At 63.9% G+C, this 16,867-nt stretch carries 19 protein-coding genes; 13 read left to right on the top strand and 6 right to left on the bottom strand.

Features of this window, described 5'->3' with window-relative positions; translation table 11 throughout:
• Window positions 1-122 precede the first annotated feature (122 nt).
• Genes ACE10Z_RS41135 through ACE10Z_RS41125 form a run of 3 tightly spaced genes read left to right on the top strand, consistent with a single transcriptional unit; the run spans window position 123 to window position 2,274 of the window.
• Window positions 123-1,385, top strand: coding sequence for a TadE/TadG family type IV pilus assembly protein (locus tag ACE10Z_RS41135; RefSeq protein WP_375785773.1), 1,263 nt, complete (start codon window positions 123-125; stop codon window positions 1,383-1,385).
• Between the two features lie 14 nt (window positions 1,386-1,399).
• Window positions 1,400-1,897: a TadE/TadG family type IV pilus assembly protein gene (locus ACE10Z_RS41130; RefSeq protein WP_375785772.1), complete on the top strand. Its 498-nt coding sequence runs from the start codon at window positions 1,400-1,402 to the stop codon at window positions 1,895-1,897.
• On the top strand, window positions 1,894-2,274 hold the full coding sequence (locus tag ACE10Z_RS41125) for a TadE/TadG family type IV pilus assembly protein (protein WP_375785771.1): 381 nt from the start codon (window positions 1,894-1,896) through the stop codon (window positions 2,272-2,274). The genes ACE10Z_RS41130 and ACE10Z_RS41125 overlap by 4 nt, the downstream gene beginning before the upstream one ends.
• A 94-nt stretch (window positions 2,275-2,368) precedes the next feature.
• Here ACE10Z_RS41125 and ACE10Z_RS41120 read toward each other — a convergent pair whose 3' ends face one another.
• Complete coding sequence (locus ACE10Z_RS41120) at window positions 2,369-4,027, bottom strand: alkaline phosphatase family protein (protein ID WP_375785770.1); 1,659 nt, start codon at window positions 4,025-4,027, stop codon at window positions 2,369-2,371.
• A 303-nt stretch (window positions 4,028-4,330) separates the two neighbouring features.
• Between ACE10Z_RS41120 and ACE10Z_RS41115 the strand changes: the two genes are divergently transcribed.
• The 6 genes from ACE10Z_RS41115 (at window position 4,331) to ACE10Z_RS41090 (ending at window position 8,828) form a co-directional block, all read left to right on the top strand.
• The gene (locus tag ACE10Z_RS41115) at window positions 4,331-5,308 is read left to right on the top strand and encodes a tripartite tricarboxylate transporter substrate-binding protein (protein ID WP_375790050.1); all 978 of its coding nucleotides are present in this window, start codon (window positions 4,331-4,333) and stop codon (window positions 5,306-5,308) included.
• Window positions 5,309-5,500: 192 nt separating this feature from the next.
• On the top strand, window positions 5,501-6,511 hold the full coding sequence (pstS, locus tag ACE10Z_RS41110) for a phosphate ABC transporter substrate-binding protein PstS (protein ID WP_375785769.1): 1,011 nt from the start codon (window positions 5,501-5,503) through the stop codon (window positions 6,509-6,511).
• A 198-nt stretch (window positions 6,512-6,709) separates the two neighbouring features.
• Window positions 6,710-7,420 (top strand): septum site-determining protein MinC, encoded by a 711-nt coding sequence (minC, locus tag ACE10Z_RS41105; RefSeq protein ID WP_375785768.1) that lies wholly within the window; start codon window positions 6,710-6,712, stop codon window positions 7,418-7,420.
• A 21-nt stretch (window positions 7,421-7,441) separates the two neighbouring features.
• Window positions 7,442-8,257 (top strand): septum site-determining protein MinD, encoded by an 816-nt coding sequence (gene minD / locus ACE10Z_RS41100; protein ID WP_375785767.1) that lies wholly within the window; start codon window positions 7,442-7,444, stop codon window positions 8,255-8,257.
• A complete protein-coding gene (gene minE / locus ACE10Z_RS41095) occupies window positions 8,257-8,535 on the top strand; it encodes a cell division topological specificity factor MinE (RefSeq protein ID WP_171948207.1) in 279 nt (92 codons plus the stop codon). Before minD ends, minE begins: the two co-directional genes overlap by 1 nt.
• Window positions 8,532-8,828, top strand: a complete 297-nt coding sequence (locus ACE10Z_RS41090) for a hypothetical protein (protein ID WP_092122321.1) — start codon at window positions 8,532-8,534, stop codon at window positions 8,826-8,828. Before minE ends, ACE10Z_RS41090 begins: the two co-directional genes overlap by 4 nt.
• Window positions 8,829-8,851: 23 nt before the next feature.
• On the opposite strand, the gene ACE10Z_RS41085 is transcribed toward ACE10Z_RS41090, so the two are convergent.
• From ACE10Z_RS41085 to ACE10Z_RS41075, 3 genes are all read right to left on the bottom strand, one after another.
• Complete coding sequence (locus ACE10Z_RS41085; RefSeq protein WP_375785766.1) at window positions 8,852-9,655, bottom strand: NAD-dependent protein deacetylase; 804 nt, start codon at window positions 9,653-9,655, stop codon at window positions 8,852-8,854.
• A gap of 67 nt (window positions 9,656-9,722) precedes the next feature.
• Entirely contained in the window at window positions 9,723-10,862 is a 1,140-nt protein-coding gene (locus ACE10Z_RS41080) for a LysM peptidoglycan-binding domain-containing protein (RefSeq protein WP_375785765.1), read from the bottom strand.
• A gap of 195 nt (window positions 10,863-11,057) precedes the next feature.
• On the bottom strand, window positions 11,058-11,264 hold the full coding sequence (locus tag ACE10Z_RS41075) for a hypothetical protein (RefSeq protein ID WP_375785764.1): 207 nt from the start codon (window positions 11,262-11,264) through the stop codon (window positions 11,058-11,060).
• A gap of 296 nt (window positions 11,265-11,560) precedes the next feature.
• Here ACE10Z_RS41075 and ACE10Z_RS41070 point away from each other — a divergent pair, with 296 nt between their 5' ends.
• On the top strand, window positions 11,561-11,803 hold the full coding sequence (locus ACE10Z_RS41070; protein WP_375785763.1) for a hypothetical protein: 243 nt from the start codon (window positions 11,561-11,563) through the stop codon (window positions 11,801-11,803).
• Window positions 11,804-12,063: 260 nt separating this feature from the next.
• Here the strand turns inward: ACE10Z_RS41070 and ACE10Z_RS41065 are convergent, their stop codons facing one another.
• Window positions 12,064-12,528 carry an Lrp/AsnC family transcriptional regulator gene (locus ACE10Z_RS41065; RefSeq protein ID WP_375785762.1) on the bottom strand — a complete coding sequence of 155 codons (465 nt, stop codon included), beginning with the start codon at window positions 12,526-12,528 and terminating at the stop codon, window positions 12,064-12,066.
• Between the two features lie 161 nt (window positions 12,529-12,689).
• Between ACE10Z_RS41065 and ACE10Z_RS41060 the strand changes: the two genes are divergently transcribed.
• From ACE10Z_RS41060 to ACE10Z_RS41050, 3 genes are all read left to right on the top strand, one after another.
• Window positions 12,690-13,703: a 1-aminocyclopropane-1-carboxylate deaminase gene (locus ACE10Z_RS41060; RefSeq protein WP_375790049.1), complete on the top strand. Its 1,014-nt coding sequence runs from the start codon at window positions 12,690-12,692 to the stop codon at window positions 13,701-13,703.
• A gap of 339 nt (window positions 13,704-14,042) precedes the next feature.
• Window positions 14,043-14,288, top strand: a complete 246-nt coding sequence (locus ACE10Z_RS41055; protein WP_375790048.1) for a hypothetical protein — start codon at window positions 14,043-14,045, stop codon at window positions 14,286-14,288.
• Window positions 14,289-14,493: 205 nt separating this feature from the next.
• Entirely contained in the window at window positions 14,494-15,759 is a 1,266-nt protein-coding gene (locus ACE10Z_RS41050; protein WP_375785761.1) for a S1C family serine protease, read from the top strand.
• Window positions 15,760-15,922: 163 nt separating this feature from the next.
• On the opposite strand, the gene ACE10Z_RS41045 is transcribed toward ACE10Z_RS41050, so the two are convergent.
• Window positions 15,923-16,864 (bottom strand): metallophosphoesterase, encoded by a 942-nt coding sequence (locus ACE10Z_RS41045; protein ID WP_375785760.1) that lies wholly within the window; start codon window positions 16,862-16,864, stop codon window positions 15,923-15,925.
• Window positions 16,865-16,867 lie beyond the last annotated feature (3 nt).

Below are 16,867 nucleotides of genomic sequence, written 5' to 3'. Positions count from 1 at the left end.
GTCGCGCAGAACTGACATTAAATTGTCATGGGGTAGGAATCGGGGAGGCTTGCCACTAGCGGCGTGAGGACAACATGACGGCCTTCATCACTTGGAAGGCGGAAGTTGGAATATCCTCGCAAATGAGGTCGGCACCGGATGAGTGCCAAGCGTGCCCGGATGGTCTCCTGAAGCGCTTTGCGCGCGACCAGTCCGGCAGTTACGCGATTATCATCGCCTTGCTGATGCCAGTCCTGGTCGGAACTGCAGGACTCGGTACCGAGGTCGCGTGGTGGTTCTACAAGCACAAGAACATGATGAGTGCGGCCGACTCGGCGGCTGTCAGTGCAGCCACCGCCGGCACCAATTTCGCGACCGAGGCCAACGCCATCACGACGTTCTATGGTTACGCGAACGGGATCGGCAACGTCACCGTCACCGTGAACCAGCCGCCGTCCAGGGGAAGCTTCACTTCCAGCTCCCAGGCGGTCGAAGTCATCATCACCCAGCCGCAAGCGCGGCTAATGTCGGCGTTGTTTGGCTCCGGGGCGGTGCCGGTCACGGCCCGAGCTGTCGCACTGGGCAATGTCGGGACAGGCTGCGTGCTGGCGCTCGACCCGACCGCCAATCCCGCCGTGACGGTGAAGGGCAACACCCAGCTCAACCTGATCAACTGCAACCTCTATGACGATTCCAACGCCGGCTCTGCACTCAATGTCAGCGGCTCGGCAACGATATCCGCGGCCATGGTTGGCGTCGTCGGCGGGGTTTCCGGCGCGAGCAGCATCACGGCGACCAACGGCATTCGAACCGGCATCAGGGCGATCGCGGATCCCTATGCCAACGTCACGCCCACGATGCCGACATGGTGCGACTACTCGAACAAGTTCAACGTGAAGGGGACGACGACCCTCAGCCCGGGCAGCTATTGCGGCGACATCTCGGTGGCCGCGGGTGCCACGCTGACATTCAATCCGGGGATTTACTATTTCAATGGCGCGAACCTGTCGGTGGCCGGCAATGCCACGATCACTGGAACGGGCGTCACCCTGGTGTTTACCGGCTCGAGCGGCAACTGGGGCTCGGCGACGATCGGAAGCAATGCGAATGTCAGCCTCACGGCGCCGACGAGCGGAACGACCGCTGGAATCGCAATCTATGGCGACCGCAGGATGCCTGTCGGCAGCAGCTTCAACTTGACGGGCGGCGGTACGCAAAATCTGCAAGGAGCGGTCTATCTGCCGAAGGGGGCGCTGAGCTTCAGCGGCGGCAATGGCACGAGCACGACATGTACGCAAATCATCGCCGACACGATCTCGATCGTCGGAAATTCCAGTGTCCAGGTCAATTGTGCTGCGATGGGTGGCAATGCCATCGGTACGGCGACAGCGCAGCTTGTCGAGTAAGCCGGAGGGATGAGATGAAAACGGGCACGACAGGTAGTGAGCGCCGTTCTCGGCGGCGTCGCATGTTTTTCCGTCGCAGGTTCGGAAATGACACACGCGGGGTCGCGGCGATCGAATTCGGCGTCCTGGTTCCGCTGCTTTCGCTGATGGTCGTTTCGGTGACCGATATCGGCCTTGCGATCTACCGCAAGATGCAGGTGGAGGGTTCGTCGCAAGCAGGCGTCGAGTATGCCATCGCACATGGGTTCGACGCCAATGCGATTTCGACTGCCGTGGCAGCCGCGACGAATTCCAATGTGATCAACGCCTCGCCTGCTCCGATCAAGTTTTGCGGGTGTGCGACCAGCTCGGGCGTCACCAGCATGACCTGCGGCGGAGTCTGTCCCGGAGGCGGAATGGCGGGTACATACACCGTCGTCTCCGCGCAAGGAAGCTACTCGACCATCATCAACTATCAGATCGTTCCGAACAGCTATGTCATCAGCACGCAGTCGACGGCGAGGCTGCAGTGAAACGCCCGTTCTGGCTCGACCGGAGCGGGGCGTCGGCGCTCGAATTCGGCCTGATCGCGCCGCTCTTCTTCGCGTTCCTGTTCGGCGTGATCGAATTCGGTCTGTTGATGTGGACACAGGTGGGAATGCAGCACGCCGTCGCGGTCACGGCGCGATGCGCCAGCGTCAACGCTGCGCTTTGTCCGACCGGCAACCCGAGTGCGATCGCCACCTACGCAACCCAGCAGGCGTTTGGACTGAGCCTGCCGTCCTCGACGTTCACCTACAGCGCCGCGGCGTGCGGCAGCCAGGTGAGCGCGAACTATCAATTCCAGTTTCCCCAGATCCTCAATCTGGCGCCGTTCACGCTGACGGCTGCGGCCTGCTTCCCGGCCTGAAGGTTCGTCTCTCGAAGCGTGCCCCAAAGATATCGGCGCCCCATGCCCGGGGCGCCGATAAGTAGGCCATTCGGTGCGTTAGCCCGCTGCGCTTTTACTTCAGCTTCAGCGCCTCGACACCTTCGTCACGAACCGCCTGGAGGCTGCGCGGATTGAGGTCGAGCGCACGGAGGATGGTCGGCGCGATCTGGGTGGTGAAAGCCGTCTCCTCGACGACCCTCGCATGCTTGATGTGCGGCGACGAGAGCAGCAGCAGCACGTTGCGATCGTCGTTGGAGAAGCCGCCATGCTCGGCGAGCTTGCTGCCGCCGGTGCAGATGACGCCATGATCGGTGATGGCGATGAAGTCCGGCACCCGGCTGTTGTGGAACGGATCCTCGTAGAGCTTGGTCAGTTCGTCGCGGTCGAGCAGCTTCTGGATATGCAGATCGGCGGCGTGGGCGAGGATGTAAGCCTTGGCATCTGCATAATAGGGATGGCCGGTCGCCGGATTGGTCGCCTGCTGCAGCTCCGGCGACAACCAGACCAGCGCCTCGTCGTCGCAGATCTCGAAGCCGTTGGTGCCGAAACCGGGCGCGTTGCTGTACAGCGCGTCCGAGATCGCCACGCGGTCCTTGACGTCGATCGGTGACTGGCCGTGCTTGGCGCTGACGATGATCAGCGTCGAATCGTAGAGATTTTGCGCCTTGAGTTCGTTGACGAACTTGCCGAGCGCGTCGTCCACGAACTGGAATTGCAGCGTAAGCGCATTGCCGGGCGTCGCCTTGCCGTCGGCATAGCCGCCGACGAGCGATTTGTCGGCATCCGCATGGCCGGCCTTGGCGAGTTTCTGGCCGACGCTGACCGCCTGGAAGTTCATGCCGAAGATCGCGGGCACCGGCTGGCGCTGGGTTCGCGTGCCGTCGTAACCGTCGATCCAGTTCAACACCGCCTTCACCTTCAGCGAGTCGTAGGAGCGGACGCCGGTGTAGCTCGTCGTGTAGTCGTCGCCGGGCTGGGCGCCGGGGTCGATCGTGTTCTGCGAATTGATCTCCGGCGTGAAGAGCTCATCGAGGCCCTTGCCCGACGGGCCCGCGAGGTCCTCATAGGCAGGATGCTTGTCCGACCAGGCCGTGCGCAAGCCGGCCTCCTTGATGACCTCGAAGATCGTGTTGGTACGCACGTATTCGTGGGGGTAGACCGGCACGCACTGGCCGTTCACCAGCCTGCGCTGCATGTGATCCGGATCGAGCTGCGTGTAGACCTGACCGAGCGTGCCGCCGGCGGTGTAATCGGCGACCAGCCCGCTGGAATAATTGTAGCTCTTGTCGAGCGCTTCGAAGTTGGTGAGCTCGGTTCCCGCCGGGCCCACGCAACCGGGGTCGCTAAGACCCTTGCTGGTGTAGAAGGCCTTGGCCGGATATTCGGTGCGATCATAGCTGTCGTCATAGAACAGGCCGCCGCCCTTCGGCGTGGCGCCCGTGACCTGCGCGAGCATGCCGGGAAAGCTGTCGGATGGCGCGGTGGTGTAGGCGTTCGGATAGACGACGCCCTTTCCGGTGAGCTGGGCGAAGTTGCCGCCGGGGCGGCTTTCGACCCAACGCTTCAAGTCGACGGCGTGCATGCCGTCGACGCTGATCAGCAGGACGTGCTTGTAGCCATGCCGCTGCGAATGGTCGTTGTCATCATCCGCTTGCGCGACGGCGACGCCGCAAGCCAGCATGGCCGCCGCGATCGCGGCGGTTGACAAGAAATAGTCACGAAAGCCACTCATGAGATCGCCCCTCTCTATTTTTCGGTAAGTCTGGAATCGCCTGCACTGGCCGCGACAACTTGTCGCGGTCAATTGACGGCGGGATGACGCTTTCTTGCGAGTTCGATGACCGTTGTCGGGGCTGACCGGTATCCAGGGGTCGCGGGATTTGCCCAATTTGGGCGACGCGCCGGCTGGGCGACGCCGCGCAACGGCAAAGCTTTTTGCCGTTCAAACACGGACATCGCGTCTCTGACGACTTACGCTGGACCGCGCGGCACTGCCGGCTCTATGACAGCATGAGGGGGAACGCGCATGCCCAACATGTCTCGCCGGCCATTCCTGCAACTCGCGCTCGGCGCGGCGACGCTGCCGCTTGCTTCCCGCGGCGCACGCGCGGAAACGCTTGCGCGCCCGATCACGATGATCGTGCCGTTCGCGGCCGGCGGACCGACCGACGTGCTGGCGCGGATCCTCGCCGAATATATGCGCAATACGCTCGGCCATCCCGTCATCATCGAGAATGTCACGGGCGCCTCCGGCACGGTCGCGGGCCTGCGCGCGTCGCGCGCGGCGCCGGACGGCACCACGATCACGATCGGGCATTGGGGCACGCATTGCCTCAATGGTGCGATCTATCAGCTGCAATATGACGTGCGCGAATTCGCGCCGATTGCACTGATCGCGAGCGGACCGCAGCTCATCGTCGGCCGGCCCGATCTGCCGGCGAAAAATCTGAAGGAGCTGATCGTCTGGCTCAAGGCCAATGGCGACAAGGTCACAGCGGGCACCGCGGGGCCGGGATCCGGGGCGCATGTCGCCGGCGTGTTCTTCCAGCAACTGACGGGCACGAACTTGTCCTTCGTACCTTATCGCGGCGCCGGTCCCGCGCTGAACGATCTGATGGCCGGGCATATCGACATCATGTTCGATCAGGCCTCCAACTCGCTGCCGCAGGTGAAGAGCGGGACCGTGAAGGCTTTTGCGGTGACCGCATCATCGCGGCTCGCATCGGCAGCGGAGATCCCGACGGTCGACGAGGCCGGATTGCCGGGACTCCATATCGCCTATTGGCACGGTATCTGGGCGCCGAAGGGTACGCCGGCCGACATCGTGTCGACGCTGTCGAAGGCGGTAATGTCGGCGCTCGCCGAGCCCGTCGTCCGGCAACGCTTCGCCGAGCTCGGACAGGAGATCCCGCCGCAGGACAAGCAGACCCCCGCCGCGCTGCGCGACCATCAGGCCGCCGAGGTCGAGAAATGGTGGCCGATCGTCAAGTCGGCCAACATCAAGGCGGAATAACCTCCACCGCGACGCTCCGTCGAGCTCAAGGGAACTGCGACAGGCGGTATCCCTTGCCGTTCCGAACTTTTGACGTAGGCCGAAGGTCAGGGGCCACTGTCATCCCATCGTCATGGGCCTCCGAAAAAACATTGCGGCTGCTTACGAGAGCATCGAGCGCGCGAGACCTCTCGCGTTTCCACGGAGATCAACATGAAATTCGTCAAGACAATCGTGGCCGCCAGTCTGGTGGTCATGGCGACGCCGAGCTTCGCAGCCGACATCACCGGTGCCGGTTCGACATTTATCTTCCCCGTCCTTTCCAAGTGGGCCGACGCCTACAAGAAGGATTCAGGCAGCGGCGTGAACTACCAGTCGATCGGTTCGGGTGCCGGCATCAAGCAGATTGAAGCCAACACCGTGACCTTCGGTGCCACCGACGCGCCGCTGAAATCCGACCAGCTGCAGAAGGACGGTCTTGCGCAGTGGCCGATGATCATGGGCGCGATCGTTCCGGTGGTGAATCTCGACGGCGTGAAGGCCGGCGATCTGGTTCTCGACGGTCCGACCCTTGCCAACATCTTCCTTGGCAAGATCACCAAATGGGATGACGCGGCGATCAAGAAGCTCAACCCGAAGGCCAAGCTGCCGTCCGAAGCGATCTCGGTGGTCCACCGCGCCGACGGTTCGGGCACGACCTTCAATTTCACCGACTATCTGAGCAAGGTCAGCCCGGACTGGAAGAGCAAGATCGGTTCCGGCACTGCGGTCGAATGGCCGGTCGGCGTCGGCGCCAAGGGTAACGAAGGCGTCGCGGGCAACATCGCGCAGGCCAAGAACTCGATTGGCTATGTCGAGTATGCCTATGCCAAGCAGAACAAGCTGACCTACACCGCGTTGATCAACAAGGCGGGCAAGACCATTCAGCCGACCAATGAAGCATTCCAGGCTGCCGCCTCGAACGCCGACTGGACCAACGCGCCCGGCTACTACCTGATCCTGACCGACCAGCCGGGCGACAAGTCCTGGCCGATCGTCGCTTCGACGTTCATCCTGTTGCACAAGGATGCGACCGACAAGGCGGCCTCGAAGGAAGCGCTCAAGTTCTTCAAGTTCGCCTTTGATAAGGGCGCCAAGAGCGCGGAAGATCTCGACTACATTCCGATGCCCGACGGCGTCGTGAAGCAGATCGAGAAGACCTGGGCTGCCGACGTCAAGAGCTGAGCTGCCCCTTTCGGATCCGCTCAACGGCATGAAGCCGGCGTCGACTGACGCCGGCTTTTTCTTTGGCGGTTGGCCGCCACGCGGCAGGGCGAAAGGAACAGCCCTCGCAAATCCGTGAAAACACCCCCTTTCGTTAACCTTTGGTTAACCATGCGGCCCGATTGTTAACCATTCGACAAGACAACCGAGTCAGAGGCGATGGACGCAACTCAACAGGTGGCACGTCAGCAGGTCCGCATGCGCGGCCGTTCCTATGTTGCGTTCGTTTTCTCGCCCGTCGTGCCTGTCGTGTCCTGGCTCGCCGAGATCGACGCAACGCTGGGGAAGTCGCCGGGCTTCTTCACCGGCAAGCCTGTGGTGCTCGACCTCTCGGCGGTCGACCTCAGCCAGGCCGCGATCGCGCATCTGGTCGGCAGCCTCGCTGAACGCAACATCCGCATCCTCGGCATCGAGGGTGTCGACGAATCCAAGCTCGGCGCCAACCTGCCGCCGCTTCTGACCGGCGGCCGCGCCTGCGCGATCACCCATGTCGAGCCGAAGACGCCGCCTGTGCAGGAAAAAAACAAGGACAAGACCAAGCTGCCGTCGCTGCTGCTGGAGAGCCCGGTGCGTTCCGGCCAGTCGATCGTGTTCGCCGAGGGCGATGTCACCGTGCTCGGCTCGGTCGGCTCCGGCGCCGAGATCGTCGCCGGCGGCTCGATCCATGTCTACGGCGCGCTGCGCGGCCGCGCGATGGCCGGCATCAACGGCAATTCGGCGGCGCGAATCTTCTGCCAGAAGATCGAAGCCGAATTGCTCGCCATCGACGGCTACTACCAGACCGCAGATGACATCGCCGACAGCTTGCGCAACCGGCCCGCCCAGGCGTGGCTCGAGGGCGAAATGCTGCGCATCACAGCTTTGAACTGATCGACCACAAGGAGAGAGAGAATGGCCAAGGTATTGGTCGTGACATCTGGGAAGGGCGGGGTCGGCAAGACGACCTCCACCGCAGCGCTTGGCGCAGCGCTCGCGCAATTGGGCCAGAACGTCGTCGTCATCGATTTCGACGTCGGCCTGCGTAACCTCGATTTGGTGATGGGCGCGGAGCGGCGGGTCGTGTTCGACCTCATCAATGTGGTGCAGGGCGTCGCCAAGCTGCCGCAGGCGCTGATCCGCGACAAGCGGCTGGAAAATCTCTGGCTGCTGCCGGCGTCGCAGACCCGCGACAAGGACGCGCTGACCGAAGAAGGCGTCAAGCGCGTGATCGCCGATCTCAAGACCAAGTTCGACTGGATCCTGTGCGACAGCCCGGCCGGCATCGAACGCGGCGCGACGCTCGCGATGCGCTATGCCGACGAGGCCATCATCGTCACCAATCCGGAAGTGTCGTCGGTGCGCGATTCCGACCGCATCATCGGCATGCTGGATTCCAAGACGGCCCGCGCCGAGCGCGGCGAGCGGGTCGAGAAGCATCTGCTGGTCACCCGCTACGACAGCGCCCGCGCCGCCCGCGGCGAGATGCTGTCGATCGACGATATCCTGGAAATCCTTGCGACGCCGCTGCTCGGCATTGTCCCGGAAAGCCAGGACGTGCTGCGCGCTTCCAATGTCGGCTGCCCGGTCACGCTGAACGCTGCGAGCAGCGCGCCGGCGCGAGCCTATACCGACGCGGTGCGGCGCCTGATGGGCGAGGCGGTCGAGATGATCGTGCCGGTCGAGCGCAAGGGGTTGATGGACCGGCTGCTACGACGGAGGGCGGCATGATGAACGTAATGCGGCTGTTCGGCGGGCGCTCTGCATCGGCGCCCGTCGCGCGGGAGCGGTTGCAGATCCTGCTGTCGCATGAGCGCGGCCGGACCGGCACGCCAGACCTTCTGGAGATGCTCCGCTCGGAAATCCTGGGCGTGGTCTCCAAGCATATCGACGTCGATCCCGACAAGGTCGTGGTCCGGATGGACCGGGGCAAGTTCGTCTCGATGCTCGAAGTCGACATCGAGGTTCCCAACGGCGTGCAACGATCAAAGATGGTGGCGGCCACATGACGGCAGACAGCAACAGTCACATTGCCTGGCAGCGCGCGCAGCTCAAGAAGCTGCGTGCGGCGTTGAAGGCGATCGAGGTCGATCAGCTCGGCAAGGCCAATTGCGGCCGCGCGACGCAGATGACGATCGACGAATTGCAGCGCAAGATCGGCGAATCCGGCCGCTGCATCGCGGAGTACGAACGCCGCACGCGTCGTCCGTTGGCAACGGACCGGGGCAGCCTCGCCAGCGTCAGCTGGACGCACTGGAACGCCAACATGCCGATGGCCAAGTCGCAGCGCCATCGCGCGTGAGAGCGCGGGCGAACGGCGCCGGCCTATAGCAAGAACGCCAGCGCGGTCTCGCAACTATCCTCGATCTTGAGCGTGAGCAGCTCGTCGGCGCGGGTGCGGCCGAGATTGACGGCGGCGATCGGCAGGCCACGCTGCTCTGCCATCCGGACGAAACGAAAGCCGGAATAGACCATCAGCGAGGAGCCGACGACCAGGAGAGCGTCGGCTTGCTCGAGATGCGCCTGCGCCGACGCGACGGTATCGCGCGGCACGTTCTCACCGAAGAACACCACGTCGGGTTTCAGCACGCCGCCGCAGGCCTCGCAGGCCGGCACCACGAACGACGAAAAATCCTGCTCGAGATCGGCGTCGCCGTCGGGCGCATCGGTGGCATCGAGTGTGAGCCAGGCAGGATTCAGCCGCGCCAACTCGCCCTGAAACTGCTCGCGGGGCATCGTCGCGCCGCAGCCGAGGCAGCGCACCACATCGAGCCGGCCGTGCAGGTCGATCACGCGCTGGCTGCCCGCTGCCTGGTGCAGGCGGTCGACGTTCTGGGTGAGCAGCAGTTCGCAGCGGCCTTGCTGTTCGAGCTTCGCCAGTGCGCGATGCGCGCCATTCGGCGCCGCGCGGCCGAACCGCCGCCAGCCGACCATGCTGCGCGCCCAGTAGCGCTGCTGCGTCGCCGCTTCGCCCAGGAATGCCTGGATCGTCACCGGCCGCGTCCGCTTCCAGTTGCCGTCGCTGTCGCGATAATCGGGAATGCCGGAATTGGTGCTGCAGCCGGCCCCGGTCAGGACAAACAGGCGCTGGTGGCCGGCGACGAAATCCTCAAGGGCGGGGTGCTGCATGGCTGCACATCTAGTGCTGAGCAAGCGCGTGCGCCAGACCTGCTGCGCCGCTGGCGGAGCGTTGGCCTCAACGAGCCGGCAGGACGAACACCTGGCCGGGATAGATCAAATTGGGGTTCCGGATCTGCTTCGAGTTGGCCCGATAGATCACCGCATAACGCTGCCCGGCGCCCAATGCGCGCTGGCTGATCCGCCACAGGCTGTCGCCGCGGGCGACGGTGGTCGTCGTGATCTTCGGCACGATCACCGCGGAAGGTGAGCTCAGTGTGGCGGTGGTTGCCGCCGCGAGTTGAGGCGCAGTCACATCCGTACGAGCGGACGACGCCGCAGGCGCCGGGATCGATGCGGTCGTCGTCGTGTCGGATACGTTGAACGGAACCTCGGCACGCGCGCGGACCTTGCCGGAGCCGGGGTCGACGTCGTCAAGCCGGATCCGATAATCGCCGGTCGTTACGCCCTTGTTGATCGTGACCGAGAAGTGCCCCGCCGCGTCGGCAGTCGCGGATGTGATCAAGCTGTCGTTGAGATAGAGCCTGACCGTCGCGCCGGGAGTTGCCTGAGCGCTGACATGGAGCTTGCCGCCCGGTTCGGTCTCGACGGCCTCGACAGCCACCTTCCCGGCGGCCGGCAAGGTGGGCGCCGGTTGCGACAGCACGCGGATCGGCTTGTCCGGCGCCATCAGCGCCACCATCGGCCGCTCGCTGGCCGCAGCGTCGAGCGCCACTGCCACGCTCTGCTTCGAGGTCACCTGCTTGCCATCGCGCGTGATGCGCAGGGTGAGGTCGTAGTTTCCCGGCGGAAGCGGGCGCGGCACCATGACGAACTGGCCGGACTTGTCCGCCACGGCGCGATCGTGCACCTCGCCGTTGCGCAGCAATTCCACCGTCGCGCCAGGGAGCGCCCGGCCGGCGACAACGGTCTCACCGGTCGGCTCGATGCTGACGACGTCGAATTCCGGCACCGCGTTGCCGTCCGGTGTTGGCGAGGGTCCTGCCAACGCGCTGGCCAGCGCGGCGGTCTCGGTCTGCGCCTTTGCCAGCGCAGTCTTGTCCTGGTCTTGCGCGGGCGCGGACGGCGCCGCCGCCATCAAGCGCGTGTTCTCGCCCAGGATCTGCTGGGTTCGGTGGATGCCGAAAATGAACGCAGCTGTGCCGCCGGCCGCAAGTGCCAGCAACGGTATGGCCAGTCTCATCGCCGTGACGTTCATGACGGTCATCCCCGGATGAATCTACCCGCGCATCCGCGCGCGCGACCCTGCAGCCCTGTGGGGAGTCCGGGAGAGACTGCGCCGATTTGCGCGGCCCATCAAGTCGAATGAAAGGACTACTCCTCTCGGGCAGGCAGGCCGACAGCAGCAGCTGTCGGAGATCGCGTCTGGCTCAGAACTCCGGCGGCCCATTGCCTATTGCGAATACGACAGCTGCTCTTCCGTCACCACGCGCTCGATATTGCCTGCCTTGCTCCTGATCCGGTATCGAAGCCGCCCGTCTGCTTCGATCGGCATGCGTTGAACGATGGTGTAGACCGCCGGCTCATCGGCCTCGGCACGACCTTGCGGTCCCTGGGCTCGGTGGTGAACGTCCTCATTCAGCTTGTAGGCATATGACATCTGTCCACCTCTGCAGTTGGGGGTGCTCTCACGCAGGACTGTGCTGTGACGCAATGGAGCTGTGGCTTCCCGTACGGACGCGACTTGCTGGTTCGGTAGGCCGCGTCAGGCCTCTCCGGAGTCCGCAGGAGCACGTTGGTTACATTGACCGAATCCGCCGCAAATAGCCACCGAATACTCGCCTTCGACGAAGGACGGATGAGAGCGCTCGATGGGTTCCCGGCCGTTTGCGGCCTCAATTGCCATTTGATCTCCGCAGGCAGATGCTGCCGGCCAATGGTTCAAGGGAGAGCAACATGAGCAAGGCAGGTCTCGACCACCGGCATCCCAACAAGGACGGCGAAATCAGCGGCAAGCACGGAAACACGCTGCTCGGCACCTTGCGCAAGGTTTACGGGCCAGGTTTCGCGGCGGGTTATCCCGAAACCGAGAAGCTGAGCGATGTCCTGGCTGCGCTGAACGAGACCTCGCTGAGCCAACTCCGTCGCGATCATCAGACCGGCCATCTTGCGCACAAGATCGCCAAGGCATCGAAGTAGGTTGCCGAGCGGAGCCAAGGCATGATGAGATTAGGTTAGGCTGGATCGGCATCGCAGGTTCACCTCTCCCTTGGGAGAGGTCGATTTGCGTAGCAAATCGGGTGAGGGGTTACGGCCTATCGAGAGAGCAAGAGCCCTCACCCGGATTGCACTGGACGATGCTTCGCATCGCCAGGCGCAATCCGACCTCTCCCCGACGGGGAAGGTGAACCGAAACCGCCGTGAGCCGATTCAACCCAATCTCATCGCGCTTTAGCGGCTCAGAACTCCAGCGCCGCGTTGTCCACCACCTCCTTCATGACGAAGAAGGTGCGGGTCTGCCGCACGCCGGGCAGCGCGATCAGCTGGTCGCCATGGATGCGGTTGAAATCCTCCATGTCGCCGGCGCGGATCTTGAGGAAATAATCGAAGTCGCCGGCGACGAGGTGGCAGTCGAGCACGCATTTGAGTTTCGCCACCGCCTGCTCGAAGCTCGCAAAGCTCTCCGGCGTCGAGCGGTCGAGCACGACGCCGACCATCACGAGCGCGCCTTTGCCGACCTTGCGCGGCGCCACCATGGCGCGGACGCCGCTGAGAAAGCCCTCGTCGAACAGCGCCTGGGTCCGGCGATGGCAGGTCGCGGGGCTGACACCGACCTGATCGGCCAGCTCGGCGTTGCTGAGCCGGCCGTTCTTTTGCAGCAATCTCAACATCTTGAGGTCGATGCGGTCGAGCCGGGCGGACATGAAAGAATCTTTCGTTGTTTGGCAGATAAGTGAGACAAAACGTATCATTCAGAGAAAATGGTGCAATCCATGACAATCAGGTGGGCTGACTTAGAGAGCACCTTTCGCGTCTTGAGTGATAAATGTCGCCGCCATTCCAGACCACCAAAGAGGATGCCAGCATGCTGGAGAAGTTCGCGCGCTATCCGCTCACCTTCGGGCCGACCGCCATCGAGAAGCTCGATCGGCTGTCCAAGCATCTCGGCGGCAAGGTCGAGCTCTATGCCAAGCGCGAGGATTGCAATTCGGGCTTAGCCTTCGGCGGCAACAAGCTGCGCAAGCTCGAATACATCATCCCCGACGCGATCGCCTCCAACGCCGACACGCTGGTGTCGATCGGCGGCGTGCAGTCCAACCACACCCGCATGGTTGCAGCGGTCGCGGCCAAGATCGGCATGAAGTGCCGGCTGGTCCAGGAAAGCTGGGTGCCGCATGAGGACGCCGTCTATGACCGCGTCGGCAACATCCTGCTCTCGCGGGTGATGGGCGCGGATGTACGCCTGGTCGACGAAGGTTTTGACATCGGCATCCGCAAGAGCTGGGAGCAGGCGATCGAGGAGGTGAAGGCTGCAGGCGGCAAGCCCTACGCCATTCCCGCGGGCGCCTCAGTGCATAAATATGGCGGGCTTGGCTATGTCGGCTTCGCCGAAGAGGTGCGCGCGCAGGAGCGCCAGCTCGGCGTCAAGTTCGACTACATCATCGTCTGCACGGTGACCGGCTCGACCCATGCCGGCATGCTGGTCGGCTTCGCCGCCGACGGGCGCGCGCGCAACGTGATCGGCATCGACGGTTCGTTCACGCCCGCGCAGACCAAGGCGCAGGTGCTGTCGATCGCGCAGAACACCGCTGATCTGGTCGAGCTCGGCCGCGACATTGTCGAGGATGATGTCGTTCTGATCGAGGACTACGCCTATCCCGCCTATGGCGTGCCGTCGGAAGAGACCAAGGCGGCGATCCGCCTCAGTGCGCGGCTGGAAGGCATGATCACCGACCCTGTCTACGAGGGGAAGTCGATGCAGGGCATGATCGATCTGGTGCAGAAGGGTTTCTTCCCGGCCGGGTCGAAGGTGCTCTACGCCCATCTCGGCGGCGCGCCGGCGCTCAACGGCTACGCCTACGCGTTCAGGAACGGCTGAGGCGGGGCAGGGCTGCCGATTTCGTGGCTTCGAACTTCTCGTCCGTCATCCCCGCGCAAGGGCTTCGCCTTTGTCGCTGGAGGAGCGCCAACGGGTCCGCGCAAAGCGCGGCCCGATGACAGGCTCCGCGCGTCTCGAAGGATGCACGGCCACCAGTTCGTAGCCCGGATGAAGCGAAGCGCAATCCGGGTAGGTCTCTCGACGGCGCGAGATCCCGGATTTCGCTTCGCTGCATCCGGGCTACAGGCCTACAGGTCCCGTCCGTCCTGCGTCAGGTCGGCGTCAGCTTCTCCCGATATCCTGCCCAAGCCGGGCGAGTCGGGAGACCTTCGCGTGAGGATGATGAATGCGGCCGGCCGAGCCATCGCCGCGCTCGGCGTCGGCATCGTCGCGGTGGGGCATTGGTTTTGGGCTTGCCAGAGCCATGGTCATACGCCGCGCGCTCGCCTGCTGGCGATGAACAGCGAGATCGAGCTCTACGCCGGCATCTTCCTGATCGGCGTCGGCGTGCATGCCTTCGCATCCCGCTACTGGTTCAGCGATCCGAATCCGCCGGCGCCGTCATCGGTTCGGGAGCCGCAATAGCGTCCGCCTGGCGCGGCGGCTGGAATGTGCCCGGGTTGACATCTTCGGAACAAAATAAGAACATTGGTGCTGTAACCTGAGGATGTGGCGATCGCCTCATCCGCGGCGGTATTGCGTGGCCGCTGGAGCAAAGGCCAAGACGCGCACCACTTGCGGATGAATTTCTCCACCTCCTATGATGGGTTGTGGTTTTGGAGTATGCGTCATGAGAGTTGCGATCTGGGCGGCTGTTGCGGCCGCGTGGCTGTTTGTGTCCGCAACTCCATCGAGCGCCCGCGGTCCCTACGGCTCGATCACGGTCGGCAATTGGAAGGGCGGCGCCTTCACCGACGACAAGAGCGGCGCGTTCACGCATTGCTCGGCGGGGACGGTCTATCAGAGCGGAATCTACTTCGTGGTGGCGATTACCGCGACGGGCAGCTGGCGGCTGGGCTTTGCCCATGACAGCTGGCGCCTGACGCCGGGTGAGGCCTTTCCGCTGGCGCTGACCTTCGACGGCCAGCCTACGTTCAATGTCTACGGCATGCCGCTCGGCACCCAGCTCGTCAATGTTGAGATGCCGGTGACCTCCAACCTGATCAATCAGTTCCGCAAGGCGCGCCAGATGACTGCGTTTGCGCAGGGGCAGTTGTTTCAGTACAATCTCAATCAGACCGCGCAGCTGCTGCCGGCGCTGCTCAACTGCGTGGTCTCGGTGAAGAAGAACGGCGTCGCCAATGCCGGCGAATTCGCGGTCGCGACAAAGCCTGCGGCCGCGCCGCCGCAACGGGCCGCAGCACCCAGCGCGCCGCCCGCGAAGCAGGCGAGATCAGGCACCGGTACCGGCTTCGTCGTGAGCGATAGCGGCCACGTCGTCACCAACCATCATGTCGTCGATGGTTGCAGCGAGATCACGGGCAATCTGAGCGGCGCGGCGGCGGTCAAATTGCGGTTGGTGTCCGACGACGAGACCAACGATCTTGCGCTGCTGCAGGCGCCGTCCCCGTTCAAGGATGTTGCGAGCATCCGGCAGAACTCGATTCGGGTTGGCGACGGAGTCGTGGCGATCGGCTATCCCTATCACGGCCTGCTGACATCCGATTTCACCGTGACCACGGGCATCGTCTCGTCACTGAGCGGTATCCTCAACGACACGCGTCATCTGCAGATCAGCGCCGCGGTCCAACCCGGCAACAGCGGCGGACCGCTGTTCGATCTCGGCGGCGCCGTGGTCGGCGTGGTGGCCGCGAAGCTCGACGCGGTCAGGATGGCGCGGGCCACGGGATCGATCCCGGAAAACATCAATTTCGCCATCAAGACCGGCGCGCTTCGCGACTTCCTCGACAACAGCGCGGTGATGTACCGGACCGCCGAATGGCGCGACGGGACGAAGAAGGAGACGTCCGATATCGCCAAGGATGCGCGCGGCTACACCCTGTTGATCACCTGCACGGTGAGCGAACAAAGCGCGAGCGCGAAACGGGGAAATTGAGACCTCCGCTGCCGCTTCTCCCCATCGTTACGGCAGGGCGATCGCATAGGGCTGTCGGCCATACGATTTTACCTGCGACCGCGACGTCGGGCAGCCGCCGGCTACTGTGCATGGGGTTGTTTTCGATATTTTGGCCAAGGGCGCCTGTGACGGCAGGTCGGGTTCAACCGAGCCGCCGCAGCGTGTGCACCGTGATCTCGGCTGGGCAGTTCAGCCGCACCGGCGCAAGGCTGGTGCCGGCGCCGGCCGATGTGTAGCCGGCCAGTTCGCCGAACCGCCAGGCACCTCTGCCCATCCGGCGCGGCAGCCGCGCCTCCAGCTTGATCGCGATGCCGCCGGGCAGGCAGAGCTGGCCGCCATGGGTATGGCCGCTCAGCATCAGGTCGAAGCCGGCCGCTGCCGCCTCGCGATAGGATTCCGGCGTATGCGCGAGCAGGATCGAGAACGCATCGCGCGGGATCGCCGCGGCCGCCTTTGCAATGTCGTCGGTGCGATAGAAATGCGCATCGTCGATGCCGGCGAGATGGATGGTCGCACCGTCGCGCGTGATCGGCTCCTGCTCGTTGAACAGCATCCTGATCCCCATCGCCTCCAGCGCCGGCGTCATGCGGATGCTGTCGTGATTGCCGAGGATGCCGTAAAGCGGCAGCTTGATCCGCGCGCAGATATCCTTCATCAGCGCGAGGCTGGTCTCGAACGGTCCAAACGTCTTGCCGCGATAATCGCCGGTCAGGACGCAGATGTCGCAGGCGACATAGCGGACGATATCAGCCAGATGCCGCATCGCGCCCTGGCTGATGTCGGCGTGGAGATCGCTGAGATGAAGGATGGTGAAGCCGTCGAACGCCGCCGGCAGGCGCGTCGACGTCACCAGATTGCGTCGCACCTCGACCCGGTCGGCGTTGCGCCGCGCGCGGCCATAGAGGCCAGCCAGCTTGAGCGCAGTCTCGACGACCCATGGCGCCAGCTTCCAGTTCTCGACATTGAACACGAGCGTGCCCTGGCCGAACAGCTGCTTTTCATGCGCGGCCTCGATTCCAAGCCGGCGCACGACGTGATCCGCGCCGATCCGCTCGACCAATCCCTGCAATGCCGTGTCGGCCATCGT

The sequence above is a fragment of the Bradyrhizobium sp. Pha-3 genome (assembly GCF_042258615.1).
In the GTDB taxonomy this organism is placed as follows: domain Bacteria; phylum Pseudomonadota; class Alphaproteobacteria; order Rhizobiales; family Xanthobacteraceae; genus Bradyrhizobium.
This window is presented reverse-complemented; position numbering and strand designations above follow the sequence as displayed.

Coding starts and splice junctions, on each gene's coding strand:
- ACE10Z_RS41070 (WP_375785763.1), top strand. CDS start 11,561: ATGAGCAAGGCAGGTCTCGACCACCGGCATCCCAACAAGGACGGCGAA.
- ACE10Z_RS41075 (WP_375785764.1), bottom strand. CDS start 11,264: ATGTCATATGCCTACAAGCTGAATGAGGACGTTCACCACCGAGCCCAG.
- ACE10Z_RS41120 (WP_375785770.1), bottom strand. CDS start 4,027: ATGAGTGGCTTTCGTGACTATTTCTTGTCAACCGCCGCGATCGCGGCG.
- ACE10Z_RS41060 (WP_375790049.1), top strand. CDS start 12,690: ATGCTGGAGAAGTTCGCGCGCTATCCGCTCACCTTCGGGCCGACCGCC.
- ACE10Z_RS41050 (WP_375785761.1), top strand. CDS start 14,494: ATGAGAGTTGCGATCTGGGCGGCTGTTGCGGCCGCGTGGCTGTTTGTG.
- minD (WP_375785767.1), top strand. CDS start 7,442: ATGGCCAAGGTATTGGTCGTGACATCTGGGAAGGGCGGGGTCGGCAAG.
- pstS (WP_375785769.1), top strand. CDS start 5,501: ATGAAATTCGTCAAGACAATCGTGGCCGCCAGTCTGGTGGTCATGGCG.
- ACE10Z_RS41085 (WP_375785766.1), bottom strand. CDS start 9,655: ATGCAGCACCCCGCCCTTGAGGATTTCGTCGCCGGCCACCAGCGCCTG.
- ACE10Z_RS41130 (WP_375785772.1), top strand. CDS start 1,400: ATGAAAACGGGCACGACAGGTAGTGAGCGCCGTTCTCGGCGGCGTCGC.
- ACE10Z_RS41135 (WP_375785773.1), top strand. CDS start 123: ATGAGGTCGGCACCGGATGAGTGCCAAGCGTGCCCGGATGGTCTCCTG.
- ACE10Z_RS41080 (WP_375785765.1), bottom strand. CDS start 10,862: ATGAACGTCACGGCGATGAGACTGGCCATACCGTTGCTGGCACTTGCG.
- ACE10Z_RS41045 (WP_375785760.1), bottom strand. CDS start 16,864: ATGGCCGACACGGCATTGCAGGGATTGGTCGAGCGGATCGGCGCGGAT.
- ACE10Z_RS41065 (WP_375785762.1), bottom strand. CDS start 12,528: ATGTCCGCCCGGCTCGACCGCATCGACCTCAAGATGTTGAGATTGCTG.
- ACE10Z_RS41115 (WP_375790050.1), top strand. CDS start 4,331: ATGTCTCGCCGGCCATTCCTGCAACTCGCGCTCGGCGCGGCGACGCTG.
- minE (WP_171948207.1), top strand. CDS start 8,257: ATGAACGTAATGCGGCTGTTCGGCGGGCGCTCTGCATCGGCGCCCGTC.
- ACE10Z_RS41090 (WP_092122321.1), top strand. CDS start 8,532: ATGACGGCAGACAGCAACAGTCACATTGCCTGGCAGCGCGCGCAGCTC.
- minC (WP_375785768.1), top strand. CDS start 6,710: ATGGACGCAACTCAACAGGTGGCACGTCAGCAGGTCCGCATGCGCGGC.
- ACE10Z_RS41055 (WP_375790048.1), top strand. CDS start 14,043: ATGATGAATGCGGCCGGCCGAGCCATCGCCGCGCTCGGCGTCGGCATC.